Raw genomic sequence first — 18,664 nt, 5'->3', positions numbered from 1 at the left:
CCGGACCGGCCACCGTCGGTAGGTACCGGACATCCCGGGTACGGGGGGCGCGAATGGCCCCGGTTGGCCTACCGGTACTAACCTCGCAACGGCGCGAGAGGAGATTGCCGCGATGCCGGAGCCGCAGCCGGGAGCAGAAGAGCCGGCCGCCGGGAACACGCCGGCCCCACCACCGTCCGCGACGGAGGCCCGGGACCAGGTGATTTCCGGCCAGCCCGAACCTCCCGCCGTACCCACCGACCGGACGGTCGAGAGCCCGGCGGGCGAGCCCGACGAACCGGCGACCGGGGAGAGCCCGACCGCCCCGCACCGGTCCGACCCGACCGCGCCGGAGCAACACGTCCCCGACGCCACCCGGACCGAGGAGCGCGAGCCCGACGCCACCCGGGCCGAACCGGCCCGGCCCGGCGATCATGCGCCCGACGCCACCCGGGTCGAGGCGGACCCGCCGGAGCAGCGCGCGCCCGACGGCACCCGGATCGACGCGGTCCCCCCGGACCGGACGCCCGAGGGCACCCGGATCGACCGGGTCATCCCGGACCGGACGCCCGACGGCACCCGGATCGACCGGGAGGCGGGCGCGGCGGAGCCGACCCCCGCCCCGCCCGCACCGCGCTGGAGCGGTTCCGCGTCGGTGCCACCGCCCAAGCCGAAGAAGCGTGGTTGGGGCCACTCCGCCGAGCCGACCCCGCCGCCCATGCCGCCGGTCGAGCCGCCGGAGCACCAGACTCCGGTCGACCCGTGGGCGGGCGCCGACACCGGTAGCTGGGACCTGAACGCGGGTTACGAGCCGCTGCCACCGACCCGGACGTACCCGGCCCCGCAGGACGCCCCGGCCTGGACGCCCCCGGAGCCGCCGGCCCCGGCCTGGTCACCGCCACCGGTCACCCCGCAGCCGCCGGTGAGTCCGGTCTCCGGGCATCCGGCGCCCCCGCCGGTCGCGCGCCCTGTCTCGCCGCCCCCGATCGCCCGGCCGGTGTCGCCGCCGCCCGCGCGTCCGGTGTCCGCCCCGGCCGCCCGGCCGGTGTCGCCGCCGGCCTTCCCCCGCCGGCTCCGGCGCCGCAGGCCCGGCCCGCCACCCCACCCCAGGCCCGGCCGGTCTCACCGCCCCAGGCCCGGCCGGTCTCCGCGCCCCAGGCCCGGCCGGTCTCCGCGCCGCAGGCCCGGCCGGTCTCCGCGCCGCCGCCGGCAGCGGCGCGACCGGTCTCACCACCTCCGGCGCGGCCGGCCGCCCCGCCGGTCGTCCCGCCCCAGCAGCGGCACGCCCCACCGCCGGTCGCCCCGCCGCCCAACTGGCACGCCCCGCAGGGGTACGCCCCGCCGCCGCCGAAGAAGAAGCGCCGCTGGCCGACCCGGATGCTGGTCCTGACCCTGCTCTCGATCGCCTGCTGCTGCGGCTGCCCCGCCTGGTTCGGCAAGCCGATGTGGGAGCAGTACCCGGCCAACGCGAGCCTGCCGTCGCAGGTCAGCGACCTGCGGCTCCAGAGCGACGTGCGCAGCGAGCGGACCGCCAACGAGCTGCGTACCGAGCTGGAGGCCCAACACGTGCTGGCCGATGAGGTCTTCGCCGGGGTCTACAGCAGCTCGCAGGGCAAGACCGTCACCGTCTTCGGCAGCACCGGATTCCGATTCACCCCGGAGTCGGACGCCGAGGAGGAGCTGACCCGGCTGACCCCGAAGTACAAGCTGGGCACGCAGCAGGTGGTGGAGACCGACGTACGCGGCGAGCACCAGCGCTGTGCGGTCGGGCGGGCCGACACCACGGACGTGGTGGTCTGCACCTGGGCCGACCACGGCAGCATCGCCAGCGGGGTCTTCACCCGGCTCTCGCTGACCGACAGCGCGGCCCTGCTCGACAGCTTCCGGGAACGGATCGTGGCCCGAGGGTGACGTGGAACACGAACGACTGTTCACGTTCGGGGCACACCTAACCGCCCTTGGGGGCACAATCAGGACATGCCCCGGCGGTGGCTCTTCGCCGACCAGCTCGGACCGCACTTCCTCGACGACCGGCACCAACCGGTCCTGCTGATCGAGTCCAAGGCGGTCTTCCGCCGCCGTGCCTACCACCGGCAGAAGGCGCACCTCGTCCTCTCCGCGTTGCGGCACCGCGCCGCCGAACTCGGCGACCAGGCCCGCTACCTGCGCGCCGAGACGTACGCCGAGGCGCTGCGCGAGGTCCGCGAGCCGGTCGAGGTGCACCACCCCACCTCCCGCCGGGCGCTGGCACTGGTCCGCCGACTGGACGGGGTGACCGTCCTCCCGCCGAAGGGCTTCATCACCAGCCTCGAGGACTTCGCCGACTGGGCGGACGACCGGCGCGGGGCACTCCGCCTCGACGCGTTCTACCGGTTCGCCCGGCAGCGGCACGGGGTGCTCGTCGAGGGGGAAGAGCCGGTCGGCGGGCGGTGGAGCCTGGACACCGAGAACCGTCAGCCCCCGCCGAAGGGCACGGCGCGGTTGGCCGTACCGGCGCCGCCGATGCCCCGGGAGGACGACATCGACGCCGAGGTCCGGGCCGACCTGGACCGTTGGGAGCGGGAGGGGATCCGGTTCGTCGGCCGGGACGGTCCACGCCGCTTCCCGGCGACGACGAAGGAGGCCAGGGCCCGGCTACGGCACTTCCTCACGCACCGCCTGCCGGAGTTCGGCCCGTACGAGGACGCCATGCTGGCCGGCGACCCGTGGATGGCGCACAGCATGCTCTCCGCCGCGTTCAACCTGGGCCTGCTCGACCCGATGGCGGCGGTACGCGGCGCCGAGCAGGCGTACCGGTCGGGCCGGGCCCCGCTGGCCAGCGCGGAGGGCTTCGTCCGACAGATCCTCGGCTGGCGGGACTTCGTCTGGAACCTGTACTGGTACTTCGGCCCGTCCTGGCGGCAGAACAACGAACTGGCCGCCCGCCGCCGGGTGCCGGACTGGTTCCGGGACCTGGACGCGGACGCGGTGACCGCGCGCTGCCTGGCCGACGTGCTGGCCGGAGTCCGCGACCACGGCTGGGTGCACCACATCCCCCGGCTGATGGTGCTCGGCAACTACGCCCTGCAACGGGGCTGGCGCCCCGCCGAGTTGGTCGACTGGTTCCACCACAGCTTCGTCGACGGCTACGACTGGGTGATGACCGCCAACGTGATCGGCATGAGCCAGTACGCCGACCTGGGCCGGATGACCACCAAGCCGTACGTCTCCGGGGGCGCGTACGTCAACCGGATGAGCGATTACTGCGGCGACTGCCGGTACGACCCGAAGCAGCGCCTGGGCGAGGACGCCTGCCCGTTCACCGCCGGCTACTGGGCGTTCCTGGCCCGCAACCGGCACCGCATCCCGCGTAACGCGCGGATGGCCCGCACGCTGGCCCAACTGGACCGCCTCACCGATGTCGACGCCGTGGTGGCCCAGGAGGAGCACCGGGCCACCGGTCCGCCCTGACCGGGGTCAGCGGGGAGGCTGGTTGCGGGGCGGGGCGTAGCGGGAGACGTACTCCTGGCCGGTGAGCTTCTGGATCTCGGTCATCAGCTCGTCGGTCATCTCCCGCAGCGAGGTGCGGTCGTCGGAGCGCCCGGTGAAGTCCAGCGGCTTGCCGAACCGCACGGTGATCTTCCCCGCGCCGAGCTTCGGCATCCGGGCGCCGATCGGCTGCACCTTCTCCGTACCGATCATGCCCACCGGAACGATCGGCACACCGGCCAGGACGGCGAGCCGGGCCGCGCCGGTGCGGCCCCGGTAGAGCCGGCCGTCCGGCGACCGGGTCCCCTCCGGGTAGACGACCACCAGGTCACCGGCCTTGAGCGCGGGGATCGCCGCGTCGAACGCGGACAGCGCGGCCCGTCCCCCGGCCCGCTCCACCGGAATCGCGCCCAGTCCGGTAAGCAGCGACTTGGTCAGCTGGCCCCGGAACCCGGTGCCCTTGAAGTACTCGGACTTCGCCCAGAAGGCGAGGTGCCGGGGAATCGTCGCACCGAGGAACAGTTCGTCGGCGACGGAGAGGTGGTTGCCGGCGAGGATCGCACCCCCCTGCTCAGGTACGTGCTCCAGCCCCTCCACTGTCGGGCGCCATCCCCACCGCAGCAGGTTACCCACGGTGAGCTGACCGATGGTGTAGAGCAGCGGCACGGGTCCTCCGGCGGTCGTACGGTCTCCGGCGTGTCACGTTATCCGACGGGCGGCCCACCACCAGCGGCCCCCGCCGGGTCACCCAACCGGCGGAACCGGTGCGCCGGAAAGGGCCTTCTTCCAGCGAAAACAGGCTGAGCCACTCCGGTTGCGGCAAGTCGGGGTGTCCTGCGTCATGATGAGCCCGACTTGCCGCAATCCGTGCGCGTCCCCCGCAGAGTCAGACCCGGCGGACGGCCACCGTCACCCGGTCGCCCTCGCCGGCCTCGCCGGTGAACCCGTCGACCGCGTCGGCGAAGTCCACGGACTCCGCCAGCACCTCGGCAGCGACGAAGTCCCGGTACGCCGACACCGCCGCCCGCACCTCGTCCGAGGCGGACAGCACCAGCGTGATCCGGTCCGACACGTCCAGGTCGGCGTCCCGGCGGGCCTGCTGCACCACCCGGACGACGTCCCGGGCCAGCCCCTCGGCGGCCAGTTCCGGGGTGACCGTGGTGTCCAGCACCACCACCCCCTCACCGCCGGGCAGCGGTGCGGAGTGCTCCGCGTCGGCGGCGACCAGGCGCAGCTCGTACTCGCCCTCGGCGAGGGTGACCCCGGCGGCGACCGGGGCGCCGTCGACCAGCTCCCACTCCCCCGCCTTGACCGCCTTGATGACCTGCTGCACCTGCTTGCCGACCCGGGGGCCGAGCGCCCGGGGCACCACGGTCAGCACCTGCTGGCAGTAGTTGGCCACCTCGCCGGTGAACTCCACCGCCTTGACGTTGACCTCGTCGGCGACCAGGTCACCGAAGGGACGCAGCGCGACGGCGGCCGGCGAGGCCACCGTCAGTCGGGCCAGCGGCAGCCGGACCCGCAGCCCCTTGGCCTTGCGCAGCGACAGCGCCGCCGAGCAGACCTCCCGGGTGGCATCCATCGCGGCGACCAGGTCGTGGTCGGCGGGGAACTCGTCGGCCGACGGCCAGTCGGTCAGGTGCACCGACCGCTCGCCGGTCAGCCCCCGCCAGATCTCCTCGGCGGTCAGCGGGGCCAGCGGCGCCACCACCCGGCAGAGCGTCTCCAGCACCGTCCAGAGCGTGTCGAAGGCGTCCGCGTCACCGGACCAGAACCGGTCCCGCGAGCGCCGCACGTACCAGTTGGTCAGCGCGTCCAGGTACGACCGTACGGTGGCGCAGGCCCCCGAGATGTCGTACGCGTCCATCTGGGCGCCGACCGTGGCGACCAGCTCGTTCGTCTTCGCCAGCACGTACCGGTCGAGCAGGTTACCGGCGGCTTCGCCGCCACCGGCCGGCGCGGCGTCGGTCTTCCGCTTCGCCTGGTACCCGTCGGCGTTGGCGTAGAGCGAGAAGAAGTACCAGACGTTCCAGAGCGGCAGCAGCACCTGCCGGACGGCGTCCCGGATGCCCGCCTCGGTCACCGCCATGTCCCCACCGCGCAGCACCGGCGAGGACATCAGCATCCAGCGCATCGCGTCCGACCCGTACGAGTCGAAGACGTGGTACACGTCCGGGTAGTTGCGCAGGCTCTTGGACATCTTCCGGCCGTCCGAGCCGAGCAGGATGCCGTGGCTGAGGCAGTTACGGAACGCCGGCCGGTCGAACAGCGCGGTGGCCAGCACGTGCATGGTGTAGAACCAGCCCCGGGTCTGTCCGATGTACTCGACGATGAAGTCGCCCGGGTAGTGGTTCTCGAACCAGTCGCGGTTCTCGAACGGGTAGTGCACCTGGGCGAACGGCATCGAGCCGGACTCGAACCAGCAGTCCAGCACCTCCGGCACCCGACGCATCGTCGACTTGCCGGTCGGGTCGTCCGGGTTGGGACGGACCAGGTCGTCCACCGCCGGCCGGTGCAGGTCGGTCAGGCGTACGCCGAAGTCCCGCTCGATGTCCGCGAGCGACCCGTACACGTCCACGCGCGGGTAGTTCGGGTCGTCGGACTTCCACACCGGGATCGGCGAGCCCCAGAACCGGTTCCGGCTGATCGACCAGTCCCGGGCGTTGGCCAGCCACTTGCCGAACGAGCCGTCCTTGATGTGTCCCGGGGTCCAGTTGATCTGCTGGTTCAGCTCGACCATCCGGTCCTTGAACTGGGTCACCGCGACGAACCACGACGACACCGCCTTGTAGACCAGCGGGGTGTCGCAGCGCCAGCAGTGTGGGTACGCGTGGGTGTAGGTGTCCTGCTTCAACACCACCCCCCGCTCCTTCAGCTCCCGGATCACCGGCTTGTTCACGTCGAAGACCTGCTCGCCCTGGTACGGCGGTACCAGCGCGGTGAACCGGGTGTGGTCGTCCACGGTCACCACGGTCGGGATACCGGCCGCGTTGCAGGCGTTCTGGTCGTCCTCACCGAAGGCCGGGGCCATGTGCACGATCCCGGTGCCGTCCTCGGTGGTGACGAACTCCGCGCCGAGCACCTGGTACGCGTTCGGCCCGGCCGGCTCGACCAGGAAGTCGTAGAGCGGGGTGTAGCGCCGACCCACCAGGTCCGCGCCCCGGACCGTGCCGACCTGCTCGTACCCCTCCAGTTCCTTCGCGTACGCCCCGAGCCGCGCCGCGCCGACCACGTAGCGCTCACCACTGTGCCCGCTGTCGGGGGAACCCTGGTGCTCCAGCACCGCGTACTCGATGTCCGGGCCGACGGCGAGGGCGAGGTTCGACGGCAGCGTCCACGGCGTGGTGGTCCAGACGCCCAGCCTGACCGGCCCGCGCACCAGCTCCGGGGCGTTCTCGTCCGGGGTCAGCGTGAACCAGACCGACAGGGTCGGGTCGTGCCGGTCCCGGTAGACGTCGTCCATCCGGGTCTCGGTGTTCGACAGCGGCGTCTCGCACCGCCAGCAGTACGCCAGCACCCGGAAGCCCTCGTAGACCAGGCCCTTGTCGTGCAGGGTCCGGAAGGCCCACATGACGCTTTCCATGTAGTCCAGGTCGAGGGTCTTGTAGTCGTTGGCGAAGTCGACCCAGCGGGCCTGCCGGGTGACGTACCGCTCCCAGTCGTGGGTGAACTCCAGCACCGACGTGCGGCACGCCTCGTTGAACCGGTCCACGCCGAGGTCGAGGATCTCCGCCTTGGTGGTGATGCCGAGCTGCTTCTCGGCGACCACCTCGGCGGGCAGGCCGTGGCAGTCCCAGCCGAAGCGCCGGTCCACCCGCCGGCCACGCATCGTCTGGTAGCGCGGGACGACGTCCTTGACGTACCCGGTGAACAGGTGGCCGTAGTGCGGCAGGCCGTTGGCGAACGGCGGACCGTCGTAGAAGACGTACTCGTTGTCGGCGGGACGGGCCTCGACGGACGCCTCGAAGGTCTTGTCGGCCGTCCAGTGCTCCAGGACCCGGCGCTCGACCGCGGGCAGGTCCGGGCTCGCCGGGACACCGCCGGCGGTCGGGTCGTGCAACGGATAGGCCATCGGGGTCGTTCTCCTCAACAGCAGCTCACGGTATGTGGGTCTGCGAGGACGAGCCGTCGTCGGTACGCCGTGACCGGCGCCCCGGGTCGGACCCGCGGTACCACCCCGCTTGACGGCCGAGATCGACCGCCCGCTCGTTGGCCGGCTGTGACGGGCCGGACCCGTCCGGTTCTACTCGGGCCGCACGGCCCTTTCTTCCGGAGGCTCACCGGTGATGGCCGGGTCGTCGCCTTACGGTGCCCAAGGATACTCGACCCCACCCCGGGTCCGCCGCCGAGTAATCCCCGTCTCCGGGGCCGGCGGCGGACCGTCGACCCCGGAGACGGCGGACGTCAGCGCCCGGGGGCGGGCAGGGTCGTGGTCCAGAGGGAGACGCCGTCCCGGTCGCGCAGGTGCACCGTGAACGCGCCCGACTCCCCGTCGATGCTCACCTCGCCGAAGTGCTGGAAGCCCTCACCGGGGGAGGTGTTGGCGCGCGGCGGGGCGTTCACGAAGACCGCCTGCGGGCCGAACGTGCCGTCCAGCGCGTTCGGGCCGAACGCCCCGGCGTGCGCCGGGCCGGAGACGAACTCCCAGAACGGGGTGAAGTCGCGCACCGCCGCCCGCGCCGGGTCGTAGTGGTGCGCCGCGGTGTAGTGCACATCGGCGGTGAGGAACACGATGCCGGTCACCCCGGCCCGGTGCGCCGCGCCCAGCACCTCGGCGAACTCCAGTTCCCGGCCGGCGGGGGCACCCGGGTCGCCCTGCGCGACGCCCTCCTGCGCGGCCGACCCGTCCGGCACCACCACGCCGATCGGCAGGTCGTTGGCGATCACCTTCCAGGTCGCCCGGGACCGCTTCAGCTCCCGGATCAACCACTCCCGCTGCTCCCGGCCGAGCAGGCCGCGCTCCGGGTCGGCGTACGTGTTGCCGTCGTTCTGGTCCTTGTAGGTGCGCATGTCCAGCACGAAGACGTCCAGCAGCGGCCCGTACGACAGCTTCCGGTACAGCGTCGACTCCGTCGGCACGGGCAGCCACTCGCCGAACGCCTGCCGGGCCCGTGCGGCGAGCACGTCCACCCGCTTCTCGGTGTACCGGGCGTCGGTGAGGATCTCCCCCGGGTACCAGTTGTTGGTCACCTCGTGGTCGTCCCACTGGATGACCTGCGGGACCTCGGCGACGAGCGCCCGCAGGTGCTCGTCGAGCAGGTTGTACGCGTACTGCCCCCGGTACTCGGCGAGGGTTTCGGCGACCTTGCTCTTCTCCGGGGTGACCAGGTTGCGCCAGATCCGGCCGTCGGGCAGGGTGACCGTCTCGGCGAGCGGCCCGTCGGCGTACACGTTGTCGCCGCTGCACAGGTAGAAGTCCGGCCGGACGCCCCGCATCGACTCGAAGATCTTCATCCCGCCGAAGTTCGGGTCGATGCCCCAGCCCTGCCCGACGATGTCACCGGTCCAGACGAACCGCACGTCACGGCGCTGCTGCCGGCCCGGGGCGGTGGTGAACGAGCCGAGCAGCGGCTCGCTGCGCACCCCGTACCGGTCCAGGCTCTCCACCGACACCCGGTAGTGCAGCCGCTCCCCGCTGGGCAGGCCGGTCAGCCGGACCTGGCCGGTGAAGTCGCCGGACGGGTCGAGCACCGGTCCGCGCAGCACCCGCGCGCCGCGCAGGTCCGGCCGGCGGCTCACCTCCACCCACAGCCGGCCCGGCCGGTCGGCCCGGGTCCACACCCGCGCGGACTCGGCCGTCACGTCGCCGCTCTGCACACCGTGGGTGAGAACCGGGCGGCCGGAGGCCCGCCAGGCCGGCGCGCCGACCGTCGGCGCGGCCCCGGCCCCGGCGCCGCCGAGCAGCGCGCCGCCGGCCAGTCCCGCGCCGGTCACCAGGCCGGCGCGCAGCAGAGTACGTCGGTCGAGAGAAGTCATCTGTCCCCTCCAGGGAAGTCGGTCACCTGTGGTGTACCGGGGACAGGTGAGGTCCGGCCGCGACCCGGATGACCAGCGGAGGAAGGCCGCCTGACCAGTGGGCGACCGGACGCCCGCGACTGCCGGGCGGGGTGGTGTCGACCACGTCGGCGGCCGATCCGGCCCACCCGCACCGGCGGCATGACCACCGTCACACCACCCGGCCGTCACATCCGTGGACCCGTCTCCCGTCGGTCGGAGTACGGACCCACGAAACGGGAGGACGCGATGAGTCGGATCAACCTGGCGACGGTGGCCCCGGAGGCATTCCAGGCGGTGCTCGGACTGGAGGGGTACGTCCGGGCGAACGTCGACAAGCGGGTGCTGGAGCTGGTGAAGCTCCGGGCCTCGATGCTCAACGGCTGTGCCTACTGTGTCGACCTGCACAGCCGGGACGCGCTCGACGCGGGCGAGTCCAGCCGTCGGCTGTTCGCCGTGGCCGCGTGGCGCGAGGCGCCCTTCTTCGACGAACGGGAACGGGCCGCGCTGGCGCTCACCGACGCGGTCACCCGGCTCGGCGAACACGGCGTACCCGACGACGTGTGGGACGAGGCGCGGCGGGTCTTCGCCGAGAAGGAGGTGGCCGACCTGATCGTGGCCATCGGGACCATCAACGTGTGGAACCGGATCGCGGTGACCAGCCACACCCGGCCACCCGTCGACTGAGGTGGTAGCAGGGGTCCCCTGTTACCGCATTTTGCGTAACAGGGGACCCCTGCAGGCACCTGGGAAAGCCGGGACGCTCAGCCCAGCTCGGGGAACCAGAGCGCGATCTCGCGCTTGGCGCTGTCCACGGAGTCGGAGGCGTGCACCAGGTTCTCCCGGTTCGACAGGGAGAGGTCACCCCGGATCGTGCCGGCGGCAGCCCGCCGACCGTCGGTCGCGCCGACCAGCCCGCGTACGACCTCGATCACCTGGTCGCCGGAGAGCACCAGGGCGACCAGCGGACCGCCGGTCATGAACTGCTTCAGCGGCGGGTAGAACGCCTTCTCGACGTGCTCGGCGTAGTGCTCGTCGGCCAGCGCCGCGTCCATCGTCCGGGACACCATGGCTTCGATCCGCAGGCTCTTGCGCTCGAACCGGGAGAGGATCTCGCCGACCAGGCCGCGCCGGACCGCGTCAGGCTTGATCAGTACGAGCGTGCGCTCGTCCGGGCTGATGTCGGACACGCTGGTTTCCTCCTGTGCGCGGAATTCGGTACGGCTCGGTACGGTCAGCGTAGCGACCCGGCCCCGGCACCGGCGCGGCGGATGCGCCTTCCTTCCACCGCCGATCCGGCCTAGCCTGGCCCTTGACCCCTGGGAGGTCCACAGTGGCGAATGGCGGGAACCGCGCGATCGCGCCGGTGCGGAAGCTGATCGCGGCGGTGCTCGGCACCGTGGCGACCTTCGTGGTCCTGTTCGGGTTGGGCATGACGAGCTGGTCGATCGTCGCGCTGGGCGTGGCACTGGTCGCCCTGGCAATCGCGCTGGCCACCTTCAAGGTCGGTGGCGGCCGTGCCTGGGTGGTCGGCGTCGGGCACGTGCACAGCGCCTCCGAGCCGCCCACCACGTACTCCTTCGGTCGCTGCGAGTTGCAGCTCGTCATCGACGCTCCGGGGATGCCGCCCCGATCCAAGAAGATCATCGAGCCGCGGGTGCCGGTCGCCAAGTGGCCCGCGATCGGGCAGACGTTGCCCATCCGGGTCGCCCTCGACGACCAGAGCCGGATCCGGGTGCTCTGGGACGAGGTGCCGACCCACGCCGAGGCGGCCGCGACCGTGGCCGACCTGCCGCCCGAGTACGCCGGCGCGGACCCGCTCGACGAGGTCCTGATCCAGCAGGACGCGCCGCCGTGGGCCGAGCGTGGACCGGACGACGACTACCGCGACCCGCCCCCGGCGGACCCGCTCCTGGACGACGTCGGCGGGCGCTCCGAGGACCGGGAACCGGTGGTGGTGCACCAGCGGCCGGGCGGCCCGGTGGTGCTGGAGGGCACGGTCGTCGAGCCGGGCACGGCTCCCCTGCCGCGCCGGGCCGCCCCCGCGCCGCGCCCGCCCGCCGAGGACGCCCCCCCGACCGCCTACGGCGACCCGTACGCGGGTTCGCCCGACGACCCGTACGCCAGCCGGCCGCTGAGCCCGTACCGCGACCCGTACGACGAACTGCCCGGCGACCCGGACCTCGACCGCCCCGCCTCCCCCTACCGCGACCCGTACGACGAGGCATCCGGCGCGACGTACGCCGACCGTCCGGCGTCCCCGTACCGCGACCCGTACGGCGACCTCGACGCGGATTACCCCACGTCCTCGCGTCCCGACCCGTACGGCGGCCCACGGACCGAGCCGGCCGGATCGGACGAACCGACCGAGTCCGTCACGTATATCGAGTCGCCCGGACCGGTCCGGCCGACTGAGCGGGCCACGCCGGCCTCGGAGCCGATTCGGTCCGAGGGGGCGGCCCGGTCCGAGGGGGCGGCCACGTCTGCTGCGGAGCCGGGTACGTCGGCCCCGGAAGCGGTGAAGCCGGGTGGGGAACCGGTCGTCCCGGTCCGGCAGCGCACCGACGAGCCGATCGTCGACCCGGTCGACGTACCCCTGGACGCCCCCGACGACGAGCCCGCCCCCGACGAGCTGGACGAGGCGATCTTCGGCGCCGAGGCCGGCGGCAGCACCACCCCGATCAGCGGCGTCGGGATCACCGTGCTGGTCACCAACCTGGACCGGTCGGTGGACTTCTATCGGGACACCCTCGGTTTCGAGGAGTTCGACCGTGGCGCGGGCAACGCCGTCCTCGCCTCCGGCAGCACCCGGCTGGTGCTCCGCGAGGTCAGCGAGGCCGCGCCGATCAGCCGCCGACTCGTGCACGTCAACCTCGAGGTGGACGACATCCAGGCCGCGTACGAACGGCTCCGCGAGTCCGGGATCCGCTTCACCTACGCCCCCCGGGTGGTCAACCGGGGCGCGAAACTGGACGTCTGGGCCGCCGCCTTCCGGGATCCCGACGGCCACGGCATCGCCCTCACCCAGTGGCGCACCCGCGCCGACGTCTGACAGCACGTCCGGCGGGCGATTCAGCCCAGGATCACCCGCCGGACGTGCAACGCGTACGCCCACACCAGGCCGAAGATGATGCCGAGCACCGCCAGCGACAGGTGCAGGAACCCGCCGAGCGCGAGCACGACCTGGAGCAGGGTGCCCACGTGCCACGCCCAGCGACGGCCCATCATCCCGGCGAGCAGCACCGCCGCCACGGCCAGGCCGACGATCAGGCCGATCGCGGCTCCACCGAGTTGACCGCCGAGCACCCGGATCGGCTGGATCGCCAGCAGCAGCACCAGCGCCTCCAGGGCCAGTACGGCGGAGCCCAGTCCCCGTACCGCGCGCTCCGGGTTACGCAGCCCGGAACGACGGCCGGTCGCCGGCGGCGTCCCCTCCGGACCGTCCGGCGGGTCCGGCCGGTGGGCCGGCTCGGCGCCGCTCACCGCTTCAGCAGCCGACGGGCGTCGGCCACCGTCACCACCGACCCGGTGATCAGCACACCCACCCCGCTCAGCTCCCCCGGCACGTCGGACTCGGCGAGCGCGACGGCCGCCTCGATCGCGTCCGGCATCTCCTCGGCGCTCTCCACCCGGTCCGGACCGAACACCTCGGCGGCCAGCGCGGCCAGCTCCGACACCGGCATCGCGCGGGGTGAGCTGTTCCGGGTCACCACCACCTGGTCGACCACCGGCTCCAGCAGCTCCAGCAGGCTGGCCGCGTCCTTGTCGCCGAGCACCGCGAGCACGGCGACCAGCTTGCTGAACGCGAACTCCTCCTGCACCGCGGTGACCGTGGCGGCCATCCCGTGCGGGTTGTGCGCGCCGTCGAGCAGCACCGTCGGGGCGGTACGGACCCGCTCCAGCCGGCCGGGCGAGCTGGCCGTGGCGAAGCCCTCCCGCACCGTCTCCACGTCGAGCTGGCGCTTCGCGCCCGCGCCGAGGAACGCCTCGACCGCGGCGAGCGCCACCGCCGCGTTCTGCGCCTGGTGCGCCCCGTGCAGCGGTACGAAGACCTCGTCGTACACCCCGCCGAGGCCCTGCAACGTCAGCACCTGCCCGCCGACCGCCACCGACCGGCGCAGGACGCCGAACTCGGCCCCCTCCCGGGCGATGGTCGCGTCCACCTCGGCGCAGCGTTCCAGGATCGGCCGGGCGGCGTCCTCCTCCTGCGCGGCGCAGATCACCGTCGCGCCCTTGTGGATGATGCCCGCCTTGGCCAGGGCGATGTCCTCGATCGTGTCGCCGAGCCACTCGGTGTGGTCGAGCCCGATCGGGGTCAGCACGCACACCCCGGCCTGGATGACGTTGGTCGCATCCTCCGCCCCACCCAGACCGACCTCCACCACGGCGACGTCGACCGGCGCGTCGGCGAACGTGGCGAACGCCAGCGCGGTGGTCATGTCGAAGTAGGTCAGCGGCTCGGCGGACCGTTGGTCGACCAACGCGGCCAACGGCGCGACCTCCCGGTACGTGCCGACGAACCGTTCCTCGCTGACCGGCTCCCCGTCCAGACTAATCCGCTCCCGGACGGTCTCCAGGTGCGGGCTGGTGTACCGGCCGGTGTGCAGCCCGAACGCCCGCAACAACGAATCGATCATGCGGGCGGTGGAGGTCTTGCCGTTCGTCCCGGTCAGGTGGATCGACGGGTACGCCCGCTGCGGACTGCCCAGCAGGTCGAGCAGGGACTCGATCCGGTCGAGCTCGAAGGCCATCCGGGTGAACCCACGGCCGGCGAGTTCCGCGTCGACGGCCGCGAAGCCGGTGCGGTCGACGGCCCCGGAGCGGTCGCCCCGGGTGCCGTCGGTGTGGTCGGTACGGTCGGTCACGAGGGCAGCGCCTCCAAAGCGGCGTCGATGCGGACAAGGTCGGCCTCGGCCGCCGTGAGCCGGTCACGGATCTTGTTGACCACCGGCTCGGGGGCCTTGCCGACGAAGGCCGGGTTGTCCAGCTTCGCCCGCGCCTGCGCGACCTCCTTCTCGGCGGCGGCGCGGTCCTTGGTGAGTCGGGCCCGCTCGGCGGCCACGTCGATCGAACCCCGGGTGTCCAGGGCGACGACCACCTCGCCGGGCAGGGTCAGGGTGGCGCTGGCCTGGAAGTCCTCCCCCGCCGGGTCGAGGCGGACCAGCGAGCGGACCAGCCGCTCGTGCGCGGCGATGCCCGCGCCGGCCAGCCCGTCCAGGCGCGCCACGACCCGCTGGGTCGGCCGCAGCCCCTGGTCGGAACGGAACCGGCGGATCTCGGTCACCACCCGCTGGACCGTGCCGACCTGGCCTTCCGCGGCGTCGTCGACCAGCGTACGGTCAGCGACCGGCCAGGCCGCCGTCATGACCGTCGCGCCGCCGGTTAGCGCGGTCCACAGCTCCTCGGTCACGAACGGGATGACCGGGTGCAGCAGCCGCAGCAGCTGGTCGAGCACGTGCCCGAGCACCCGACGGGTCGCGTCGGCCGCCGCGCCGCCCTCGGCCAGCACCGGCTTGCTCAGCTCCACGTACCAGTCGCACACGTCGTCCCAGGCGAAGTGGTACAGCAGGTCGCAGACCTTCGCGAACTCGTACGCCTCGAACTGCGCGTCCACCTCGGCGGTGACGTGCGCCAGCCGGGACAGGATCCACCGGTCGACCGTCGACAGCTCGGCGGTAGCCGGCAACGCGTCGGTGGTGTGCGCGCCGTTCATCAGCGCGAACCGGGTGGCGTTCCAGAGCTTGTTGCAGAAGTTCCGGGAGCCCTGGCACCAGTCCTCGCTGACCGGCACGTCCCCGCCCGGGTTCGCGCCCCGGGCCAGGGTGAACCGGGTGGCGTCGGCGCCGTACCGGTCGATCCAGTCCAACGGGTCCACCACGTTGCCGAACGACTTCGACATCTTCTTGCCGAACTCGTCACGGACCATGCCGTGCAGGGCCACCACGTCGAACGGCTGCTTGCCGTCCATCGCGTACAGGCCGAACATCATCATCCGGGCGACCCAGAAGAAGAGGATGTCGTATCCGGTGACCAGCACGCTGGTCGGGTAGAACTTCGCCAGGTCCGGCGTCTGCTCCGGCCAGCCGAGCGTGGAGAACGGCCACAGGCCGCTGGAGAACCAGGTGTCCAGGACGTCCTCGTCCTGTCGCCAGCCCTCGCCGGTCGGCGGTTCCTCGTCCGGGCCGACGCAGACCACCTCGCCGTCCGGGCCGTACCAGACCGGGATCCGGTGCCCCCACCAGAGCTGGCGGGAGATGCACCAGTCGTGCATGTTGTCGACCCAGGCAAAGTATCGCTTCGACAGCTCCGCCGGCTCGATCCGCACCCGCCCGTCGCGCACCGCGTCGCCGGCCGCCTGCGCCAGCGGGGTGGTGTTGACGAACCACTGCAACGACAGTCGGGGCTCCACGGTCGTCCGGCACCGCGAGCAGTGCCCGACCGCGTGCACGTACGGCCGCTTCTCCGCGACAATCCGGCCCTGCTCGCGCAGCGCCGCCACGATCGCCGGACGGGCCTCGAAGCGGTCCAGCCCCTCGAACGGGCCGTGCGCGGTGATCACGCCCCGCTCGTCCATGATCGTCAGGGACGGCAGGTCGTGCCGCTGGCCGATCTCGAAGTCGTTCGGGTCGTGCGCCGGGGTCACCTTGACCATGCCCGTACCGAAGGACGGGTCGACGTGCTCGTCCCCGACGATCGGAATGCGCCGGCCGGTCAGCGGCAGTTCCACCTCGGTGCCGATGAGGTGCTTGTACCGCTCGTCGTCGGGGTGCACCGCCACGGCGGTGTCACCGAGCATCGTCTCCGCCCGGGTGGTGGCCACCACCACGTCGTCGCTGTACCGGATGGAGACCAGCTCACCGTCGTCGTCGGTGTGCTCCACCTCGATGTCCGACAGCGCGGTCAGGCAACGCGGGCACCAGTTGATGATCCGGTTCGCCCGGTAGACCAGGCCGTCGTCGTACAGCTTCTTGAACATCGTCTGGACGGCCCGGGACAGGCCCGCGTCCATGGTGAAGCGTTCCCGGTCCCAGTCGACCGAGTCACCGAGCCGGCGCATCTGGCCGAGGATCGTGCCACCCGACTCGGCCTTCCACTGCCAGACCCTCTCGACGAACTTCTCCCGGCCCAGGTCGTGGCGGGAGAGCCCCTGGCCGGCGAGCTGCCGCTCCACCACGTTCTGGGTGGCGATGCCCGCGTGGTCCATGCCGGGCAGCCAGAGCGCCTCGTAGCCCTGCATCCGCTTCCGCCGAACCAGCGCGTCCTGGACGGTGTGGTCGAGCGCGTGCCCCATGTGCAGCGAACCGGTGACGTTCGGCGGCGGGATGACGATGGTGAACGGGGGCTTGTCGCTCTGCGCCGACGCCCGGAAGTGGCCGCCGGCTACCCACTGCTCGTACCGTCGCTGCTCCACCTCGCCCGGCTGGTACTGGGCGGGCAGTTCGGGGACGTCGGGGCGACGGGCATCCAGTCTCTCGGTCACCCTGAAAGTCTACGGAGCGCTTCGACGGACCCGACGTGCGCCACCTGGTGTTCGCGTACGGTGGCGGACATGTCCGACGCACACCTGTCCGAGCGTTCGCCGTCCGACCGGTCGGAGCCGATCGACCTCACCATGGAGCCGATCCGCCTGGGCCACCCCGACCCGGACGACGAGGAGAACGGGCCGCCCACGCCCCGCTCGCGACGCTGGAAGATCCTCATGGGCTCCGGCCTCGCCGTCGGACTGCTCGGGGCCGCCGTCTTCGGCACCTTCGGCTGGCGCGTGACACAGCAGAAGGACACCGACGTCACGGTTCGACCCGAGGTCGCCGGCCTCCGGCAGGACGACAGCGAGCGGGCCCTGAGCACGGCGGACTACCTCCGCAGCGGGTTCGCGGCCAGCATCGAGTTGGACCGTAGCTTCGGCGTGGTCTACCAGGACCCCGCGGACGCGAGCAGGTCTGTGCTCGTCTTCGGCGGCACCACGCTGCTGTGGCAGCCGGAACGGGAGTTGGACACCCTGTTCGGGATGATGACCGACGAGACCGGGGCGGTGGAGGGGCTGCACGAGGTGCCGGCCGGCCACCTGGGTGGAGTGATGAAGTGTGGCACCACCAGCGGCGACGGCGGTGACTTCGCGGTCTGCGGTTGGGCCGATCACGGGAGTGTGGCGATGGGGATGTTCCCCGGCCGTCCGGTGGACGCGGCGGGCACCCTGTTCCGACAGATCCGCGAGGGTATCCAGAGCCGTCCCTGACCACTGATGACGCACCGGCTGTCGACAGGTCGCCGAACCCAGTTTCAACCGGCGACCCCGACGGCTGGTCCCGTCCAATTCTCCGGGAAATGCAACGAGGGCCACCCCCAATGGGGGTGGCCCTCGACTGAAAGAAGTCCGGCGGTGTCCTACTCTCCCACACCCTCCCGAGTGCAGTACCATCGGCGCTGGAGGGCTTAGCTTCCGGGTTCGGAATGTAACCGGGCGTTTCCCCTCCGCCATGACCGCCGTAACACTATCAACATATCAAACAACCCAAACACCTGGTTGTTCGTTAGCTGTGAATCACACAGTGGACGCGTAGCGGCTTTGTAGTCAAGTCCTCGGCCTATTAGTACCGGTCGACTGAACCCGTTACCGAGCTTACATCTCCGGCCTATCAACCCAGTCGTCTAGCTGGGGGCCTTACCCATCCGAAGATGGTGGGATACCTCATCTTGAAGCGAGCTTCCCGCTTAGATGCTTTCAGCGGTTATCCCTTCCGAACGTAGCTAACCAGCCGTGCCCCTGGCGGGACAACTGGCACACCAGAGGTTCGTCCGTCCCGGTCCTCTCGTACTAGGGACAGCCCTTCTCAAGTATCCTACGCGCACGGCGGATAGGGACCGAACTGTCTCACGACGTTCTAAACCCAGCTCGCGTACCGCTTTAATGGGCGAACAGCCCAACCCTTGGGACCTGCTACAGCCCCAGGATGCGACGAGCCGACATCGAGGTGCCAAACCATCCCGTCGATATGGACTCTTGGGGAAGATCAGCCTGTTATCCCCGGGGTACCTTTTATCCGTTGAGCGACACCGCTTCCACACGCAAGTGCCGGATCACTAGTCCCGACTTTCGTCCCTGCTCGACCTGTCAGTCTCACAGTCAAGCTCCCTTGTGCACTTGCACTCAACACCTGATTGCCAACCAGGCTGAGGGAACCTTTGGGCGCCTCCGTTACCCTTTAGGAGGCAACCGCCCCAG

13 protein-coding genes and 2 rRNA genes (1 of these 15 running past the window's edge) are annotated in these 18,664 nt (G+C 71.7%); 6 read left to right on the top strand and 9 right to left on the bottom strand.

The window, feature by feature from the left end:
• The first annotated feature begins 112 nt into the window (after positions 1 to 112).
• The 3 genes from GA0074692_RS36625 to GA0074692_RS32225 all read left to right on the top strand — a co-directional run bounded on the left by GA0074692_RS36625 (position 113) and on the right by GA0074692_RS32225 (position 3,429).
• Entirely contained in the window at positions 113 to 1,369 is a 1,257-nt protein-coding gene (locus GA0074692_RS36625; protein ID WP_141725463.1) for a hypothetical protein, read from the top strand.
• Complete coding sequence (locus GA0074692_RS32230; RefSeq protein ID WP_245730554.1) at positions 1,357 to 1,890, top strand: hypothetical protein; 534 nt, start codon at positions 1,357 to 1,359, stop codon at positions 1,888 to 1,890. The genes GA0074692_RS36625 and GA0074692_RS32230 overlap by 13 nt, the downstream gene beginning before the upstream one ends.
• Positions 1,891 to 1,956: 66 nt before the next feature.
• On the top strand, positions 1,957 to 3,429 hold the full coding sequence (locus tag GA0074692_RS32225; protein ID WP_091651831.1) for a cryptochrome/photolyase family protein: 1,473 nt from the start codon (positions 1,957 to 1,959) through the stop codon (positions 3,427 to 3,429).
• 6 nt (positions 3,430 to 3,435) lie between these two features.
• Here the strand turns inward: GA0074692_RS32225 and GA0074692_RS32220 are convergent, their stop codons facing one another.
• The 3 genes from GA0074692_RS32220 to GA0074692_RS32210 all read right to left on the bottom strand — a co-directional run bounded on the left by GA0074692_RS32220 (position 3,436) and on the right by GA0074692_RS32210 (position 9,423).
• Entirely contained in the window at positions 3,436 to 4,113 is a 678-nt protein-coding gene (locus GA0074692_RS32220) for a lysophospholipid acyltransferase family protein (RefSeq protein WP_091651828.1), read from the bottom strand.
• 220 nt (positions 4,114 to 4,333) lie between these two features.
• A complete protein-coding gene (ileS, locus tag GA0074692_RS32215; protein ID WP_091651823.1) occupies positions 4,334 to 7,519 on the bottom strand; it encodes an isoleucine--tRNA ligase in 3,186 nt (1,061 codons plus the stop codon).
• 332 nt (positions 7,520 to 7,851) lie between these two features.
• A complete protein-coding gene (locus GA0074692_RS32210; RefSeq protein WP_091651820.1) occupies positions 7,852 to 9,423 on the bottom strand; it encodes an alkaline phosphatase D family protein in 1,572 nt (523 codons plus the stop codon).
• Positions 9,424 to 9,690: 267 nt separating this feature from the next.
• On the opposite strand from GA0074692_RS32210, the gene GA0074692_RS32205 reads away from it, so the two are divergent.
• Positions 9,691 to 10,128, top strand: coding sequence for a carboxymuconolactone decarboxylase family protein (locus GA0074692_RS32205; RefSeq protein WP_091651817.1), 438 nt, complete (start codon positions 9,691 to 9,693; stop codon positions 10,126 to 10,128).
• A gap of 77 nt (positions 10,129 to 10,205) precedes the next feature.
• Here GA0074692_RS32205 and ndk read toward each other — a convergent pair whose 3' ends face one another.
• The gene (gene ndk / locus GA0074692_RS32200) at positions 10,206 to 10,631 is read right to left on the bottom strand and encodes a nucleoside-diphosphate kinase (protein WP_091651814.1); all 426 of its coding nucleotides are present in this window, start codon (positions 10,629 to 10,631) and stop codon (positions 10,206 to 10,208) included.
• A gap of 143 nt (positions 10,632 to 10,774) precedes the next feature.
• Here ndk and GA0074692_RS32195 point away from each other — a divergent pair, with 143 nt between their 5' ends.
• On the top strand, positions 10,775 to 12,493 hold the full coding sequence (locus GA0074692_RS32195) for a VOC family protein (RefSeq protein ID WP_245730553.1): 1,719 nt from the start codon (positions 10,775 to 10,777) through the stop codon (positions 12,491 to 12,493).
• 20 nt (positions 12,494 to 12,513) lie between these two features.
• On the opposite strand, the gene GA0074692_RS32190 is transcribed toward GA0074692_RS32195, so the two are convergent.
• The 3 genes from GA0074692_RS32190 to GA0074692_RS32180 form a co-directional block, all read right to left on the bottom strand.
• Positions 12,514 to 12,924, bottom strand: coding sequence for a DUF4233 domain-containing protein (locus tag GA0074692_RS32190; RefSeq protein WP_091651811.1), 411 nt, complete (start codon positions 12,922 to 12,924; stop codon positions 12,514 to 12,516).
• Complete coding sequence (locus GA0074692_RS32185) at positions 12,921 to 14,192, bottom strand: bifunctional folylpolyglutamate synthase/dihydrofolate synthase (RefSeq protein ID WP_091654447.1); 1,272 nt, start codon at positions 14,190 to 14,192, stop codon at positions 12,921 to 12,923. The genes GA0074692_RS32190 and GA0074692_RS32185 overlap by 4 nt, the downstream gene beginning before the upstream one ends.
• 110 nt (positions 14,193 to 14,302) lie before the next feature.
• Positions 14,303 to 16,921: a valine--tRNA ligase gene (locus GA0074692_RS32180; RefSeq protein ID WP_091651808.1), complete on the bottom strand. Its 2,619-nt coding sequence runs from the start codon at positions 16,919 to 16,921 to the stop codon at positions 14,303 to 14,305.
• A 69-nt stretch (positions 16,922 to 16,990) separates the two neighbouring features.
• On the opposite strand from GA0074692_RS32180, the gene GA0074692_RS32175 reads away from it, so the two are divergent.
• Positions 16,991 to 17,677, top strand: coding sequence for a hypothetical protein (locus tag GA0074692_RS32175; RefSeq protein ID WP_091654444.1), 687 nt, complete (start codon positions 16,991 to 16,993; stop codon positions 17,675 to 17,677).
• 136 nt (positions 17,678 to 17,813) lie between these two features.
• Here the strand turns inward: GA0074692_RS32175 and rrf are convergent.
• Positions 17,814 to 17,930, bottom strand: a 5S ribosomal RNA gene (rrf, locus tag GA0074692_RS32170).
• Positions 17,931 to 18,009: 79 nt separating this feature from the next.
• Positions 18,010 to 18,664: ribosomal RNA gene (locus GA0074692_RS32165) — 23S ribosomal RNA — on the bottom strand; it runs 2,452 nt beyond the window's last position.

This window comes from Micromonospora pallida (assembly GCF_900090325.1).
GTDB lineage: Bacteria > Actinomycetota > Actinomycetes > Mycobacteriales > Micromonosporaceae > Micromonospora > Micromonospora pallida.
Note: the sequence above shows the minus strand (reverse complement) of the source record. Positions and strands in the feature narration are given on the sequence as shown.